Origin of the sequence: Barnesiella sp. WM24, from assembly GCF_004570975.1 — a bacterium.
In the GTDB taxonomy this organism is placed as follows: domain Bacteria; phylum Bacteroidota; class Bacteroidia; order Bacteroidales; family Muribaculaceae; genus Muribaculum.
This window is the reverse complement of sequence record NZ_SPPC01000002.1, coordinates 196,310-212,152: the sequence shown is the minus strand read 5'-3', so window position 1 is coordinate 212,152 and position 15,843 is coordinate 196,310. Positions and strand designations below refer to the sequence as shown.

The window sequence follows — 15,843 nt, the reverse complement described above, 5'->3', positions numbered from 1 at the left end:
GCCTATCGGGCGGATTGCTTTTTGTATTTCTTATAGGCTTTGGCAAGACGGGTGTGATAGCCTCGCCGGGCATATGACGGTCCGTTGTAGCAGCGGGCAAACCCCGCCCAGTCTTTTTTCTTTAGATACTTGTCCATGCCGTTGGTCTTGATAAAGTTGATAAAGAGTTCCAACTGCTCATGTTCAGAGTCGCTCATGCGTTCGACAAACTCTCCTCGGGATTTTGCACCACATTTTTTCCAGTTGAATCCTCCTATCTGGAACATTCCCCAGAATGTCCCGTCGATAGCCGCTATTGAATCTATTGTCATCGCCGACCTGAGCCTTTCATGTTGTGCAGCCTGATAGGAACCGTATTTTTGAGTGTTGGCACGGTTGAACACTATTTTGTGGCTCTTCTTGTATTTGTTAAGATTGATGCCCCGTTTTGACGCCGCGCGCCTGAACATAGCCAGGTCAAAATTGATAATCGGCTTTCCGGGAGCGTGAAATCCTTGATGTCCTGCGCCTGCCTCAATGCTTATCACCGCTTTTATTGTAGCCACGTCGATGCCAAGTTGCTCAGCGGCTTGAGTGAAGTCTTCTTCTGTAAGACGTTGTATCGTCCCGTGATTGTTAGGGTCGACAGGAGCCGTGACTTCTTCTACGATTAGCGAGTCGGTCAAAGTGGAGTCGGGGATGACCGGCGCCGATGATAGTGTTATCAATCCGGCTATGATTATTGATGAGAGCAGCATGGTTGACATCAGAATTAAGATATTTGAATAAAATATATAGGCATGGACATTTTCCATGCCTATATATAAGTATCAGTGTGGTTTAGCCTGTTTACTTTTTAAGGTCGGCTACTTTTTTAAGAATCAAAGTGAGCTGATTCCAGAATTTTTCCACAGCCGGTATGTGCATCTTCTCGGAAGGAGAGTGAACACCGCGCAAGGTGGGACCGAATGATACCATGTCAAGATGCGGATACTTGGTGAGGAACAGTCCACATTCAAGTCCGGCGTGGATAGCCTTGATTGCCGGCTTGACATTGTAAAGTTCTTCATAAGCGTCGCTTGCTATCTTCATTATGGTTGAATTCATGTCGGGTGCCCATCCGGGATATCCGTCACCGTGGGTCACATGTGCTCCAGCAAGGACAAACAGCGCTTCAATCTGGCGGGCGATGTCCCACTTGCGTGACTCGACCGAGCTGCGCTGGCTGGTGGTGATGAGTATGGTGGAGTTGTCCTGCATCTTTACGGCAGCGAGGTTGGTCGATGTCTCTACAAGACCCTCGAGGTCATGGCTCATTGAGATTACTCCGTGAGGACATGCATACAGTGACCTGATAAGACGGTCGGAGGTGTCGGTGTCGATTGCGTATTCAGGTTTTTCCACGCTTTCGATGGTGATTGTCATGTTGGGGTCAGTGTGGGCATATTCCTTCTCGACTGCAGCTACATACTCGTTGAATGCGACCATTACCTTCTCCTTGCTTTCCGAGCTGACACCAAACACAGCGTGGGCGGCACGCGGGATGGCATTACGCAGGTTGCCGCCGCTTATCTCACTGAGCTTTACAACATGCTTGAGCGACAGGTTGAAGAGGAATCGGGCAAGCAGCTTGTTGGAATTGGCGCGTCCTTCATGGATGTCGCCTCCCGAATGACCTCCGCTGAGGTTGGAAAGGTCAATCTTGAACCAGTGATTGTCGGCGGGAGCCATTTCGCGCTTGTAGTCAAATGTTATGGTTGTGTCGACGCCGCCTGCACATCCGATGAATATCTCTCCGTCATCCTCTGAGTCAAGATTGAGAAGAATCGAGCCGTTCATCATGTCTTTGCCGAGATTGTTGGCACCGGTCATTCCGGTCTCTTCATCGACAGTAAACAGAGCCTCCACAGGACCGTGTACGAGTGAATCGTCGACCATGACGGCGAGCGACGCTGCCATGCCTATTCCGTTGTCGGCTCCGAGGGTGGTGCCGTCGGCGTGTACCCATTCGCCATCGATTATCGTGGTGATAGGATTGTTGTCAAAGTCAAAGTTTTTGTCATTGGACTCACACACCATGTCCATGTGGCCCTGAAGTATGACGGTCGGGGCATTCTCTTTTCCCGGAGTCGCCGGCTTGCTCATTACCACGTTGCCTACTTCGTCGGTCTTTACCGAGATGTTATGCTCCTTGGCAAAGTCAAGAAGAAACTGACGGATTTTTTCCTCTTTTTTTGAAGGACGGGGAACTTTGGTTATCCGGTCAAAGATGCCCCAGATTAGTTCGGGTTTAAGTTCTTTAATAGTCATTTTTCAATGCTTTTATTTATGTGTAATTGAGTTTAAAAAGAATGATTATATGTATAAAATTGTTAAATTCGATACATTTCGCACTCTAAGTTACAAAATAAAATTTAGATATTACCAAAATTTATTTTCCTTTCTTATATTTGCACTGCAAAAACAAGACGAGGCAGTGAAAATCGTGATATTGTCAATAATCCTGATTGCTTTCGCGGTCCTTCTTCTGGGGGTGAAAGTGTTTTTTGTGAAGGGAGGTAAATTCCCCTCCGGACATGCTCATGATATAGCTGCATTGCGTGGGAAAAGAAAATAATAAAATAAATAATCATACCTTACACTGTAATGAAAAAGCTCGCACTTTGTGCCAAGTCACTTATGCTAATGATGGCTTTCGTTGCCATTTCTTGTACTAACAATGATGCTTCGTCATCTGCCGCTCCGGCTAAAGAATCAACCGCTGATAAAGTAACTTCTATCAACATCCGCTATATCGATGCCGACTCGATAGCAGCCCACTATAATCTTGCCAAAGATTTCAAGGAAGCGCAGATACGCTCTTTCAGCAAGATTGACAATGCTCAGCGCACCCGTGGTGCCGAACTTCAGAAACTCGGCAACTCCATCCAGCAGAAAATGAATTCTAACGGATATCTTTCACAGGAAAGCTATAAGGCTGATGTCGACAATTTCAACAAGAAGCAGTCAGACGCGGAAAATTATATAGCAAGTCTTCAGCGCGAGGCTGAGCAGGAGATGATTCAGCAGCAGATGCAGCTTACCGACTCTATCGAGTCATTTATCAAAGATTATAATGCCAAGAAGCATTATGACGCTATCTTGTATAAGGCTGCCGGAGTATATTTCAACCCCGACCTTGACATCACCGAGGAAGTGATTAAGGGTCTAAATGCCCGCTATAACAAAGTCAGCGAGAAGTAATCGGGATATTACTATCCGGTCTGTAACATAAAAAGGATTCCTTACGGCCTATAATTGTCGTGAGGAATCCTTTTTTTAGCCTGAACATAAGGTATTGATGACATGTTTTATTTAAAAATAGTAAAAACGTGGCGGTTTAATGCCACTTTTTAACTATTTTCGCGTAACGATTTATTTAGAGAGAATATGGAACGTATCAAAGTAAAGATTATCAACAGGTCAGGACATGAACTGCCGGCTTATGAGACTCCCTCTTCGGCAGGAATGGATGTAAGGGCATGTCTTAAAGAGCCTGTTACTCTTGCTCCGTTACAGCGCGCATTGATTCCCACCGGACTATATATACAGTTGCCTCACGGTTATGAATGTCAGATTAGACCGCGTTCCGGTCTTGCCCTGAAACATGGTATTTCACTTGTCAACACCCCCGGCACAGTGGATGCCGATTATCGCGGGGAGATAGGGGTGATATTGATAAATCTGTCTGACACGCCGTTTGTCGTCAACGACGGGGAGCGTATATGTCAGATGGTTATAAAAGAGTATACGCGTGTTGACTGGGAGCCGGTCGACAGGCTTGATGAAACCAAGCGTGGTGACGGAGGGTTCGGTCACACCGGGGTAAACTGATAATCTCGTTGACTTATGAAGCATTACTTCCGTAACTTATTTTTCGGTTTTGCCGGGTTGGCTGTATTTTGCCTGCCGGTTGCCGGTCATTCGGCAAGAAAAAGTGAGGCAGGGGCTATGGCTGATTCCCGCAAGGCTGATTATGTGTTTATGGAAGCCATGCGGCAGCATGCCCTTGAAAATGAAGATGCCTACTATGAACTCCTCGGGAGGGCATATGAACTTGACACGACCAATAGTGAAGTGGCGTTTTACCGTGGATACTATGATCTGATGGTGTCACGTGAAGACTCCGCTACCTTTGAAAAGGGGTATGCCATGATGAAGCGTCATTTTGACGAGAAGCCCGACGACTTTTATTGCAGCTTCGTCTATGGCTCGATCAATGACCAGCTTGGAGAGCGTGACGAGGCGTTGAGAGTGTGGACTTCGCTTGACCGGGCTTTCCCGACAAAGACGGAGGTCGCATTTAAGCTTGCCGAGGCGCTTGCCTCTTCTCAGGATTCGGCAAACGTAGCGAAATCCATAGATGTATATGAACGCATAGAAAAGTCGCAAGGAAAGAATATTCCCGTGTCAACTCGTAAAATCAGGGCTTATTTTATATCGCAGGACACCGCGTCTATATTCAATGAGGTGCAGGAGCTTATAAAGTCATCGCCCCGAAGTCCTGAAAACAGTGTGTTTGCAGGTGACATTTACGCGATGTTTTCAGAGCCTGACTCTGCATTATATTACTATAACCGAGCGTGTGAGATTGACCCTACATTCGGTCTTGCCTATTACTCACGCGCCAATTATTACAAGTCGATTGACGATAGCGTGGGCTATGACCGCGAGGTGTTTCAGGCATTGAAGCAGGAGAGCCTTGAGCTTGACACGAAGCTTGAACTGCTTACCGGCTATATACGTGCCCTGTATGAGGACCCGGCGCAGCAGCCGCGCATTCAGGAGCTGTTTGCGACTCTTATCGAGCAGCATCCTCATGAAGTTGCCATCCATGACCTTTACTGTTCCTATCTGATTGCGATAAGCGATTATGCGGGGGCTGCGGAGCAGATGAGCTATGCCCTTGATGTCGACCCTTCGGTCGAGGACAGGTGGCGCACTCTTATGGGGCTCTATATCCAGCAACGTGACTTCGCCGCTGCCGCCAAGGCAGGCGAGACGGCTCTTAAATATCACCCGGAGAGCCCTATGATAAATCTTGTGCTCGGCACGGTATACAGCCAGATGAAGGAATACGATAAGGCTCTCGGGGCGCTTGACCGGTCGCTCGCTCTTACCGACCCTTACAATCAGGAAGAATTATCATCAGTATATTCCACTATCGGTGACATACATTATGCCAAGGGTGACACTGATGAAGCTTTTGACTATTACAACAAGGCTATAGAGGCTAATCCGCAAAACATGCTTGCGCTTAATAACTGCGCCTATTATCTTGCCGTGGAGGGGAGAGATCTTGACCGCGCCGAGCATATGAGTGCGCTGACATTGAAGGACCAGCCCGACAACGCCACTTCGCTCGACACATATGCCTGGATTATGTTCAAGAAAAAGGACTATGTGCAGGCTATGGTCTATATAGACAAGGCGCTTGAAAACACTGAGGAGCCGTCGTGTGAGCTGTTTCATCATGCAGGTGACATATACTTCATGAATGCCGAGCCTGAGGCGGCGCTTGATTTCTGGGAGAAAGCTCTTGAGCTTGAACCTGAAAATGAGTTGCTTCAGAAGAAGGTAAGCCACAAGACTTATTTTTATGAATAATATATTTTGATTTTAATGAGAATCCCGCGTATATTAACGATTTTGCTGTGTGTCGTCGTGCTGGCGTCATGTCGTTCGTCTCATACCGCTACCAAGACTGTCCCTGAATTACCGGCTGCTTCCGTGCCGGAGAGATACAATGCTCTTGTCGGGTCTTGCGGGTCGTGGAATGATGTCTCGGTACCGCTTAGTGTCGACATCGTGTCGCCCAAAAGTTTCTCTATCTCGGGAAGGGCTAAGATGGTGCGCGGCAAGTCGGTTGATATCAGCCTCCGCATGCTTGGCTTTGAGGTGGGGAGGATATATGCCAATGCCGATTCCATATATGGCATGGTCAAGGTCGGCAAGACCTATATGGCTGAAAGTCTTGCGGAGATATTTCCCGGTATGCCTTTTACGATAGGCAATCTTCAGGATATGCTTATGGGGCGTGTCTTTCTTATGGGTAGTGACACATCGCTTGACGGCAGCTTTGGCAAGTTTGACGCGGAGTTGACTGATTTTAACTGGATTCTTGTCCCGAAGACTCACCCCAAGGGGATTGAATATGGATTCACCGTGTCGCTTGATGACGTGTTGCGCTCACTTGTGGTAGCTGTGACTAAGACAGGCACGGTGGCGCAGTGTGACTATGGCAATGCCTATGCTGACAAAAAGACGGGCGTTCTGATGAATGGACTTACCGTAAAAGCCGAGATTCCCCGCAACAGGATTGATGCTTCTATAGCCTGGCGGTGGAATGACGCAAACTGGAATCAGGGCGTGACGTCATCGTGGTCGACACCGAAAGGCTACAAGCGTGTCAAGGCATCGGAACTTATGAAGAGTATAAACTAAAAAAGTCAGTGACATGAGCCGAAATCTTTATTTTCTGTTTCTTGCCGCTGTAATGTTGTGTGTGCCTGTCTCAGAGGCAAAGCAGCCGCAGCGCAATCTTAACAGCATAAAGAAAGAGCAGCGTGCCACTGAAAAGGCGATAAAGCTTACTGCCGAACAGATTGAGGCAAATACCCGCAAGACTAACCATACGCTTAACCAACTTAACGCGCTCAATGCTGAAATCAGCGAGCATGAACGTTCCATAAATACGCTCGCCTCACAGGTCAACGCCATTAACGGAAAGATTTCTTCGTTAAGTGACTCGATTGACAAGCTTGATGATAAGCTTGCCTTGATGCGCGACAGTTATGCCGTCTCTGTGAAGAGGGTTAACGCGGCGCGGGAAGGCTCGATGTCAAAACTCGCGTTTATTTTTTCGTCTGATTCATTTTTTCAGGCTTATCGCAGAATGCGCTATCTGAGGGAGTTTTCAAAGTGGCGTGACCGCAAGAGCGGTGAGATAAAGGTGGTTCAGGACTCGTTGACAATGAGAAAGAGCGAGCTTGCCCGATTGCAGGAACAGAAGGGCGAGTCGCTTAAAAAGATGAGTGTAGCGCGTAGTCAGCTTGCAAGCAAGCAGCAGGCTACCTCGATTCTTGTCGAAGAACTTAAAAAGGAGAATACATCTCTGCGCAGGGTGTTGCGTGAGAAGGAAGAGCAGGCGAGGGCTTTGGATCAGGAACTTGACAGGCTGATTGCTGAAGAGCAGCGTCGCAGGGAGGAAGAAGAGCGTCGTCTTGCCGAGGAACGCCGGAAAGCCGAGGAGCGGCGTATTGCTGAAGAACGTCGCAAGGCTGAGGAGCAACGTCTTGAACAGGAACGTATTCTTGCCGAACAAAAGAAGGCGGAGGAGACGGCTGCCGCTTCTAAGAAAAAAGACAAAAAGCAGCAGAAAAAGAAGGATGATAAATCAGGTAAGAAAGTTGACAGCAAGAAACCTGTGACCACAGCCCCCGACAAGACTGTTGCCGAGGCAAAACCGACACCGGCGCCGTCGGAGAAAAAGAGCGGCGCCACGTCGGCAGGATTTAACAAGGCTGAGGATTCCCGTAAGCTGACCGGTAGCTTTGAAAGCAACAAAGGCAGATTGCTGTTTCCTGTAAGCGGCCGATATAAGATTGTCCGTCCGTTTGGACGTCATCAGCATCCTGACCTCCCTCATGTAACGACCGACAACGGTGGTATCGATATCGAGGTGGCTCCGGGAGGAAATGCGCGTGCGGTTTATGAGGGTACAGTCTCTGCCATATTCCGTCAGCCGGGATTCAATACAATCGTGATGGTGCGTCACGGCAATTACCTTACCATTTATGCTAATTTGAGCGATATAATGGTTAAGAACGGAGATAAATTGAAGCAGGGACAGACAATAGGACGTGTCTATTCCGACCCCGATGACGACAACAGGTCGATACTCCACTTTGAGCTTCGCAAGGAAAAGGAAAAACTGAACCCCTCGGTCTGGGTAAAATAATTCATTGCATAGTAATTTATATAGCTACGCGGTGGTTCATAGATGATTACAAAACAATAATGCATAAAGGCAACGGGGACGAGTCTATGCTCGTCCCCGTTGTTAGTAATCAAAGCTTTGTAAGTGTCTTGTCAGCACATTTTTACTGTCAGCTCATCGACGGCTGACGGCTTGTCTGGCGAGAGCGGAAATCGCTGTCACGCAGCTTGGCAATGGCACGCAGATACTTCCTGATTGACGATACCATTTCCTGGGTTTCCTGAAGCATGTTGAGGTAAACATATACTACAGTCATCGAGGCTGTGTCGCCTTCCCTCAGCTGGTCATGAAGTCGGTGATAGGTGTCGGAGATTGTGTCTTTTATCTCATCGCAGTGACGTCGCAGTACCGGCACCGTTTCTTCAGCACCTGTCTCCATAAGGTCGAGGGTGTCATTGAACAGAGTGCTTACGCGTGTGCGGATTAATTCGTAATCCTCTTTGTATTGCTGCGGCAAGGGAAGGAAATTATTTTCGACATGCTCTTTGCTCACTTCCGTTATGCCTCTTAGATTGTACAGAATACCCATACAGCAATTATTGCTCAGGTGAAACCACGTGCTTTTCTCGATAGCCGTCTTACGGTCGACATGACGCAGGCAGAGCGTCTCTTTCCTGCGTGCATTTTTCAGGATATTTTTCCGCTGTATAAGGCTTGCTTCAGCCTTGCTTAACACCTTGGAGTTTTCAGAGATGAAAGCCTTTGTTATAGCCTGATATGATTCATTGGCGTAGGTGAGAAATTTGTGCTGTTGGTCAAAGATGTAGACAAGCAGCATGTTCCATGCCTCCTTTTGGTCGTCGGTCGACAGGATGGCGCTGAACATTGCATCGCCATTTTCTTCCTTATTGCGCTTGCGGAAGCGGCGGTTGCTTCTTATTATAAGCACTATCGTCAACACTCCGAGTGCAAACATCACCCATTGTCCTCCGAAATGCATTGCTGTAACGATGATTCCTGCGCCGATGAACGCTGCGCCGGCAGTAAGAAACCATCCTCCTATTACCGAGATGACTCCGGTGATTCGGAATACGGCACTTTCCCTGCTCCATGCCCTGTCGGCAAGCGATGTACCCATTGCGACCATGAATGTCACGAATGTCGTCGAAAGAGGGAGTTTGAGCGACGTTCCGAGGGCTATGAGTGTTCCGGCAAGCACAAGATTTACAGAGCCGCGTATAAGGTCAAATGCGGCACCTTGTTCCATTATTGTCTCGTCAGTGTTAAAGCGGGTGTTGAACCATTTTCTAACCCTGACAGGAGTAATACGGCGGAACCATTCGATTATATTAAGCGACCATCTTACAAGTCGGCGTGCTATGCGCGATGAGCCAAACATCTCGTCGCCTACCTGCTGGCTGCTGAGTCCGATTTCGGTTTTTGAGACATTGCGCGCCTTTTTTGACGTGGCAAGCGATACGACCATTATCAATCCGGCGCCTATCAGGAAATATAGCGGAGTGTCTGACGGGGAATTAAGCGATTGCATCAGGTAGCCCGTCGAGTCGCCGGCTCCATTGGCGGCATAATCCTGGTAGGCCGACAGTCCGCTCAGCGGTACGCCGATAAAGTTGACCAGGTCATTTCCCGCAAACGCTACGGCAAGGGAAAATGTTCCCATCATTACAATCACTTTAAGCACATTTACCTTCAATGCGTGGAGCAGCTGCATGAGCAAAGTGAAAAATACCATGCACCCTATAAGAATCATCCCTGTATATTGGTTGACCCAGGCTTTCACTTCCGGAGTCATGAAGGAGAGGTCTTTGACTCCTTTTATTAGCATGAAGTAGATTATGGCTGTGGCACATACACCTCCGAATATGCCGATTTTCCATTTAAGATTGCTCTTGTAGTTAAATGAGAAGATTACTCTTGAAAGGAACTGGACGACAGTGCCGAAAAAAAATGCGATAGCCACCGACAGGAATATACCTAAGATTACCGACAAGGCTTTTTCGGTATTGAGCAGTTCATTGAAGCCCATGTCGCTGCCTCCGGCAATCTTTATGAGGGCCACGACAAATGTTGCGCCCAGCAGTTCAAATACCATCGAGACAGTGGTCGATGTAGGCATGCCTAATGAATTGAACACGTCAATCAATATTATATCCGTGACCATTACTGCCATGAATATGCAGATCAGGTCGTAGAAAGAGAAGTGTTCAGGGCGGAATATTCCGTGTCGGGCAATGTCCATCATTCCATTGCTCATTGCTGCGCCGATAAACACACCGATTGACGCTACAATAAGTATGCGCTTGAAAGATGCAGCCTTGGTGCCTACTGCCGAATTAAGAAAATTTACCGCATCGTTGCTTACTCCTATCGACAAGTCAAATATGGCAAGCAAAAACAGGAATACGATAACGCATAGAAACATTATGTCCATATATTCAAATTATTATTGAGTTTTATTGCTAAAACAAAATAACACAGAAAACATTTCAAAAATGTTTCAAAAAATTTAAGCTATTATTAACCTCCGGTTGACTGCTTTTTTGAGGTGGGAAATGTCATGGTGAAGATGAGGCCGCCGGTGCGCCTGTTTTCTACCTTTATCGTCCCCCGGTGGAGCAGGACTGCGTTTTTGGCTATCGACAGTCCGAGCCCTGTCCCTCCTGCCGCACGCGACCTCCCTTTGTCCACGCGATAAAAGCGCTCAAAGAGCCGTGGCAGATGCTCTTCATCTACTCCTTTGCCGTCGTCGGCTACTATGACAGTTATGCGGCTGTTGTCGATTCGGCAGTTGATGGTGATTTTGCTGCCTCCGCTGTAGGAGACAGCGTTTTCAATTAGGTTGTGAAATATTGATTCGAGCATTCCTCGGTTGCCGTCAATCAGTAGCGGGACGCTTACCTTGTTGTCGATGATAAAGCCTTTTGATTGGGCCGTCGTCCTTGTCTCTTCCGTGACCTCGGCTATGATGTCGGCAAGATTTACCGTCGACATCTCGATTGAGGTGCTTCCGTCTTCAATGCGTGTGATTAGCGACACGTCGGCAAGGAGTTTTCTCAGACGCCCGGAGTTCACGAGACACCTGTCAATAAATTCCATGCGTTTTTCGGGAGGCAGGTCGTCATGCTCTTTCAATGTCTCAAGACACACCTGTATTGCGGAGACAGGTGTCTTCAGCTCGTGGTTGATATTGTTGGTGAGCTGTTTTTTTATGCGCTCTTTCTCTTTCTGCTGGTGGAGGGCAGCCGAGTGTTCGCGGTCACGTTCCCATAACGCTTTTTGCAAGCGAGAATACATTTTAACGATGTTGCTTGAGATTTCGCCCAGTTCATCGTGGGGAAACGGCTCCGTGTCAGAGATACGCTCTCCGTTTTCCGCTTTCCGTGCAAATGTGCTAAGTCGGGAGATATTCTGTCCAAGACGTCGCGTGGCGAAATATCCGATTACACACATTATAAAAGTAATGCCTCCCATAAACCACAGAAAGCCATAATCGGCGCGTAGCAGTCCGCTAAGTGAGACTGTATAAGGGACGGCTGTGCGCACTATTGAGCCATCGGCGCCTTTTGTCGCGGAATAAAAGTAGGTTTGACCGGTGCTTTCGCTGTGTCGGCGCACCATATATCCCGAGCCGAAACGCATAGCTTCCGAAATCTCTTTACGGTCAAGATGGTTGGTGCCGGGAATCATGTCGAGAGAGTTGTCATATTCCACATTGCCCCTCTCGTCAATAATGCTTATGCGCATGTCTTTGAATGAATGAAAGTCGTTGAGGTCAATATCTCCAACTTGCATCCCTTTTTCAATCTCGTTGAGCAGATAGTTGTTTATGATTTGCAGTTGAGTGTTTATATTGTCGGCTTTGAACTCTTTTTCGCGGTGATACTGAAATATCACAACACAACCCACAAGCAGGATGGAGTAGCCGGCAAGCCATATAAAAAGGCGTCGGTGATAAGATAGTTTAGTCTTCGACAAATCCGTAGCCATATCCGGAGCGTGAGATTATGTTTTTTGCATAGTTTCCGATTTTCTGCCTTATGCGCGTGATGTTGACATCCACTACGCGGTCGAGCACGATGACTTCTCCCGACCATATATCCCGCAGTAGTTCTTCGCGCGAAAATATGCGCCCCCTGTCCGACATTAGTTTCATGAGTATCTCAAATTCTTTTTTGGGCAGTTTTATATCCTGCCCGTCGACGGTGCAAATCTTTCTATCGGAATCGATTTTCAGTCCCTTATAGACTATTTCAGCCGAGCCACGGGTTTGTTTTCCGGCATGCCCCTCGGAGCGGCGTAATACGGCTTTTACGCGCGCGAGCACATTTCGCAGAGTGTAGGGTTTGGCGATATAGTCGTCGGCACCGATTTCAAATCCCTTTATCATGTCGTCTTCAGTGTCTTTTGCCGTACAGAAGATGAGTGGAATGGAGCGTGTGGCGGGATTTGACCTTATGATGCCTGCAAGCTGAATGCCGGAGATTTCACCCATCATGATGTCAAGCAGAAAGAGGCTGTAGGATGACAGATCGAGCGTCAGCGCCTCTTCGGCACTGTGGGCTACATCAACGTCATATCCCTCTGCCTCAAGGTTGAAGCGCAATGCCTCACACAGGGTTTCATCATCTTCAATGACAAGTATACAGGCGTTCATGGCTGTCGGTATATGGATTGGCTGCTGTTGCTCAGGGTTTCGGGATAAGCGCCGCGGCCTTTGGGGTTAGTAACGGTCTTATTGAGTCATAGCTTATTGTACACGAAGGCATGCCTGCGGCATAACATGCTATTTCATATTGCTGGTATGTGAAGTTGATGCCTTCCTGAAGATATACGGGTGGAAATGCCGGCAGGTGGAGGGTGTCGGGATTGATAAGCAACACATCACGCAGGGTCATGTCGGAGCCGTCAATGTCATCCTTGAAATACTGGTTCCACAATCCGCTTTTAACCATAGATAGCAGGGCGGGCAGGGAGTCGGGGAGAAACATGTTGCCACTGTCGAGCATGTCGCCCGTGCTTCTTGCAAATGTCTGTCCGCAGCCGGTTGCCCCTCCATGTGCGCCCCCGAGATATACATATGAGCCAAACGAGTAGGTCAGGATGCTGTCGGTGGTGTATGCAGGGCTGAAGCGGAAGTCATATTCATAAGAGACCGATATGCTGTCGGCGATAAATGATGAAAAATCCTGTCGTGCGTCGGCAAGCAGCAAGTCACACTCCAGTCTGATAAGGCTGTCGCCGTTGTCATATACCCCGTCGTGGAGTTCAAACAACGGTGTGCCTGTCTCACTTAATCCATATCTCAGCCGGTCAGCAATCCATTTTCTTACACTGTCTGACAGGCAATCGTCGCCGGTGGGATACAGGCCCGAGATTTTTGCAGTTGCATTACATCCCCCCATTACCAGAGTGTCGTTGACGTGAATCGAATCGGTCATGAATGACTCTGAGGTTTCATCTGTGTCTACGCTTTTTGCCGTGTGGGCATTGCTGCATGCCGACAGCGTGGCTAATCCTATGATTGCAGCCGCAAAGGCTCGTGTACTATTCAGTTGTGACATATCCAAATCGTTTAATTACCGCCGCAAAGATACTATAATTTGTTGATACTATCACAAAGCGGTGGCTTTCATATATATAACATATTTTGTCATGCTGTTTGTTTGGACTTGTCAGCTTTTACACGCGGGCTGGTTTTCACTCGTCCGGGCATTGCTTATACATATTGTACTATGCAATTATTTGTAAATGAGTGTTTACGCTGCTGTTTGAAGGGCTATTTCAACAGTTCTCTATTGTTATCACCGCTTTCAAGTACGCTCATCTGGTGAATGGCAATCTGATTGAGCTTAATCAGTCGTTCCGGCTGTGGCATCCCTTGTTCAATAAACACGGCATTTAGATTTTCCATATTGGAGAGGCATATAAGTTCATTGATTGATGCATAGTCGCGGATATTGCCCTTGAGGTCGGGATTGGCGTCACGCCACTGTTTTGCCGTCATGCCGAACATAGCCACGTTCAGGACATCGGCTTCATTGGCATATATGATACTTGCCTGAGCCTTTGTAATCTCCGCGGGTATGAGATTGTGCTTAATGGCATCTGTGTGGATTCGATAGTTTATCCTGGACAACTCACGCTTAACCGACCAACCGAGCTGTTTCTGTTCCTCTGATTTAAGTCTCTGAAACTCTTCAATCAGATATAGTTTAAAGGGAACGCTTATTGCTGAACCGAATTCAAAAGCAATATCCTTGTGGGCATATGTGCCACCATAGCGACCTTTTTTTACAATTATTCCTATTGCATTGGTCTTTTCAACCCACTCTGATGCACTAAGCACAAACGATGGCAATCCGGCACTCATTCTAAAGTGGTCAAATTCGACCACTTTGAAATTAGGATTATGAATAATCTCCCATGTCCCAAGGAACTCAATTGTATATCGTGTCCTTATCCAGTTCTTTATCACATCGGCGGCTCTGCTGTCTCCGTCTTTTGCTGACGCCATGTCAGTGAGGGAGATATAGTCCTGTCCCTCAACTCCGAGAACTGTTATATCTGTGTTTTGAACGATAATCTTGGCCATAAACGGAATTTGATGTTTTAAGAATGAATAAAAAAGCACAACACTTTGCCATGTTGACTCCCGGTTGCTCCTGAGTAGCCAAGCTATTGGGTTTAGTTTTTTATAACACAAATATAATCATTTGCTTCGGTTTGGGCAACGGCTGGAAAATAGATGCCTTGGCATGTTTTTTATATGTTTTAAACAAGGTAGGGCTTCCACTCGTCGGGCATTGCTTATACGCATTGAATCGTGTAATGTTTGTAAAAGAGTGTTTACGCTGCTGTTTGAAGGGCTATTTCAACAGTTCTCTATTGTTATCACCGCTTTCAAGTACGCTCATCTGGTGAATGGCAATCTGATTGAGCTTGATCAGTCGTTCCGGCTGTGGCATCCTTTGTTCAATAAACACGGCATTTAGATTTTCCATATTGGAGAGGCATATAAGTTCATTGATTGATGCATAGTCGCGGATATTACCCTTGAGGTCGGGATTGGCGTCTCGCCACTGCTTTGCCGTCATGCCGAACATAGCCACATTCAGGACATCGGCTTCATTGGCATATATGATACTTGCCTGGGCCTTTGTAATCTCGGCGGGTATAAGATTGTGCTTAATGGCATCTGTGTGGATTCGATAGTTTATCCTGGACAACTCACGCTTGGCCGACCAACCGAGCTGTTTCTGTTCCTCTGATTTAAGTCTCTGATATTCCTTAACTAAAAGCAACTGGAACTTAGGCGCAATCCACATGCCAAAATGGTATGCAATATCACGATGTGCATAAGTACCACCGTATCGTCCTGCTTTTGAACGGATACCAATAGCATTAGTCCTTTCTATCCAAGTTTTCACTGAAAGGACAAAATTGTTGCTGCCGGCAGCATTTTTAATTGTACCGAATTCGGTACAATTAAAATCCGGATTATACAGCATCTCCCATTCTCCAAGATACTCTAACGTGCTTTTGAGACTTAGCCAACGAAAGATGATATGCTCCTGCATCTGACTTCGAGCCATGTCGGTCAGACTGATGTAATCCTCTTCATTGTACTGAACAATGGTTATGTCGGTGTTGAGAACGGTTATTTTTGCCATATAGATGTCTCGATATTTGTTGGAGTCAATTCAATGTATTACTTTTGCCATGTTGACTCCCGGTTGTACCTGAGTCGCCAAGCTATTGGGTTTAGTTTTTTATAACACAAATATAATCATTTGCTTCGGTTTGGGCAACAGCTGGAAAATAGATGCCTTGGCATGTTATGTTTTAAACAAGGTAGGGCTTCCATT

General features: G+C 47.1%; 13 protein-coding genes. 5 read left to right on the top strand and 8 right to left on the bottom strand.

Features of this window, described 5'->3' with window-relative positions; all coding sequences use genetic code 11:
- Positions 1-2: 2 nt before the first annotated feature.
- On the bottom strand, positions 3-737 hold the full coding sequence (locus E4T81_RS02790) for an N-acetylmuramidase family protein (protein WP_209308143.1): 735 nt from the start codon (positions 735-737) through the stop codon (positions 3-5).
- 91 nt (positions 738-828) lie between these two features.
- Positions 829-2,289 carry an aminoacyl-histidine dipeptidase gene (locus tag E4T81_RS02785; protein ID WP_135041165.1) on the bottom strand — a complete coding sequence of 487 codons (1,461 nt, stop codon included), beginning with the start codon at positions 2,287-2,289 and terminating at the stop codon, positions 829-831.
- Positions 2,290-2,625: 336 nt separating this feature from the next.
- Here E4T81_RS02785 and E4T81_RS02780 point away from each other — a divergent pair, with 336 nt between their 5' ends.
- The 5 genes from E4T81_RS02780 (at position 2,626) to E4T81_RS02760 (ending at position 7,978) form a co-directional block, all read left to right on the top strand.
- Entirely contained in the window at positions 2,626-3,222 is a 597-nt protein-coding gene (locus E4T81_RS02780) for an OmpH family outer membrane protein (RefSeq protein WP_135041163.1), read from the top strand.
- Positions 3,223-3,417: 195 nt separating this feature from the next.
- The gene (gene dut / locus E4T81_RS02775; RefSeq protein ID WP_135041328.1) at positions 3,418-3,852 is read left to right on the top strand and encodes a dUTP diphosphatase; all 435 of its coding nucleotides are present in this window, start codon (positions 3,418-3,420) and stop codon (positions 3,850-3,852) included.
- A gap of 15 nt (positions 3,853-3,867) precedes the next feature.
- On the top strand, positions 3,868-5,625 hold the full coding sequence (locus E4T81_RS02770; protein WP_135041161.1) for a tetratricopeptide repeat protein: 1,758 nt from the start codon (positions 3,868-3,870) through the stop codon (positions 5,623-5,625).
- A gap of 15 nt (positions 5,626-5,640) precedes the next feature.
- The gene (locus E4T81_RS02765) at positions 5,641-6,462 is read left to right on the top strand and encodes a DUF4292 domain-containing protein (RefSeq protein ID WP_135041159.1); all 822 of its coding nucleotides are present in this window, start codon (positions 5,641-5,643) and stop codon (positions 6,460-6,462) included.
- Positions 6,463-6,475: 13 nt separating this feature from the next.
- Positions 6,476-7,978: a murein hydrolase activator EnvC gene (locus E4T81_RS02760; RefSeq protein WP_135041158.1), complete on the top strand. Its 1,503-nt coding sequence runs from the start codon at positions 6,476-6,478 to the stop codon at positions 7,976-7,978.
- Positions 7,979-8,126: 148 nt separating this feature from the next.
- On the opposite strand, the gene E4T81_RS02755 is transcribed toward E4T81_RS02760, so the two are convergent.
- From E4T81_RS02755 to E4T81_RS02730, 6 genes are all read right to left on the bottom strand, one after another.
- Positions 8,127-10,409 (bottom strand): inorganic phosphate transporter, encoded by a 2,283-nt coding sequence (locus E4T81_RS02755; protein ID WP_135041157.1) that lies wholly within the window; start codon positions 10,407-10,409, stop codon positions 8,127-8,129.
- Between the two features lie 86 nt (positions 10,410-10,495).
- On the bottom strand, positions 10,496-11,965 hold the full coding sequence (locus tag E4T81_RS02750; protein ID WP_135041156.1) for a cell wall metabolism sensor histidine kinase WalK: 1,470 nt from the start codon (positions 11,963-11,965) through the stop codon (positions 10,496-10,498).
- Positions 11,940-12,632, bottom strand: a complete 693-nt coding sequence (locus E4T81_RS02745; RefSeq protein WP_135041155.1) for a response regulator transcription factor — start codon at positions 12,630-12,632, stop codon at positions 11,940-11,942. Before E4T81_RS02745 ends, E4T81_RS02750 begins: the two co-directional genes overlap by 26 nt.
- Before the next feature lie 31 nt (positions 12,633-12,663).
- Positions 12,664-13,539 (bottom strand): DUF3298 and DUF4163 domain-containing protein, encoded by an 876-nt coding sequence (locus E4T81_RS02740; protein ID WP_135041154.1) that lies wholly within the window; start codon positions 13,537-13,539, stop codon positions 12,664-12,666.
- A 215-nt stretch (positions 13,540-13,754) separates the two neighbouring features.
- On the bottom strand, positions 13,755-14,570 hold the full coding sequence (locus tag E4T81_RS02735) for a KilA-N domain-containing protein (RefSeq protein WP_135041153.1): 816 nt from the start codon (positions 14,568-14,570) through the stop codon (positions 13,755-13,757).
- A 274-nt stretch (positions 14,571-14,844) separates the two neighbouring features.
- A complete protein-coding gene (locus E4T81_RS02730) occupies positions 14,845-15,648 on the bottom strand; it encodes a KilA-N domain-containing protein (protein WP_135041152.1) in 804 nt (267 codons plus the stop codon).
- Positions 15,649-15,843: the final 195 nt, after the last annotated feature.

Coding starts and splice junctions, on each gene's coding strand:
- E4T81_RS02765 (WP_135041159.1), top strand. CDS start 5,641: ATGAGAATCCCGCGTATATTAACGATTTTGCTGTGTGTCGTCGTGCTG.
- E4T81_RS02740 (WP_135041154.1), bottom strand. CDS start 13,539: ATGTCACAACTGAATAGTACACGAGCCTTTGCGGCTGCAATCATAGGA.
- E4T81_RS02780 (WP_135041163.1), top strand. CDS start 2,626: ATGAAAAAGCTCGCACTTTGTGCCAAGTCACTTATGCTAATGATGGCT.
- E4T81_RS02735 (WP_135041153.1), bottom strand. CDS start 14,570: ATGGCCAAGATTATCGTTCAAAACACAGATATAACAGTTCTCGGAGTT.
- E4T81_RS02785 (WP_135041165.1), bottom strand. CDS start 2,289: ATGACTATTAAAGAACTTAAACCCGAACTAATCTGGGGCATCTTTGAC.
- E4T81_RS02790 (WP_209308143.1), bottom strand. CDS start 737: ATGCTGCTCTCATCAATAATCATAGCCGGATTGATAACACTATCATCG.
- E4T81_RS02770 (WP_135041161.1), top strand. CDS start 3,868: ATGAAGCATTACTTCCGTAACTTATTTTTCGGTTTTGCCGGGTTGGCT.
- E4T81_RS02750 (WP_135041156.1), bottom strand. CDS start 11,965: ATGGCTACGGATTTGTCGAAGACTAAACTATCTTATCACCGACGCCTT.
- E4T81_RS02760 (WP_135041158.1), top strand. CDS start 6,476: ATGAGCCGAAATCTTTATTTTCTGTTTCTTGCCGCTGTAATGTTGTGT.
- E4T81_RS02730 (WP_135041152.1), bottom strand. CDS start 15,648: ATGGCAAAAATAACCGTTCTCAACACCGACATAACCATTGTTCAGTAC.
- E4T81_RS02755 (WP_135041157.1), bottom strand. CDS start 10,409: ATGGACATAATGTTTCTATGCGTTATCGTATTCCTGTTTTTGCTTGCC.
- E4T81_RS02745 (WP_135041155.1), bottom strand. CDS start 12,632: ATGAACGCCTGTATACTTGTCATTGAAGATGATGAAACCCTGTGTGAG.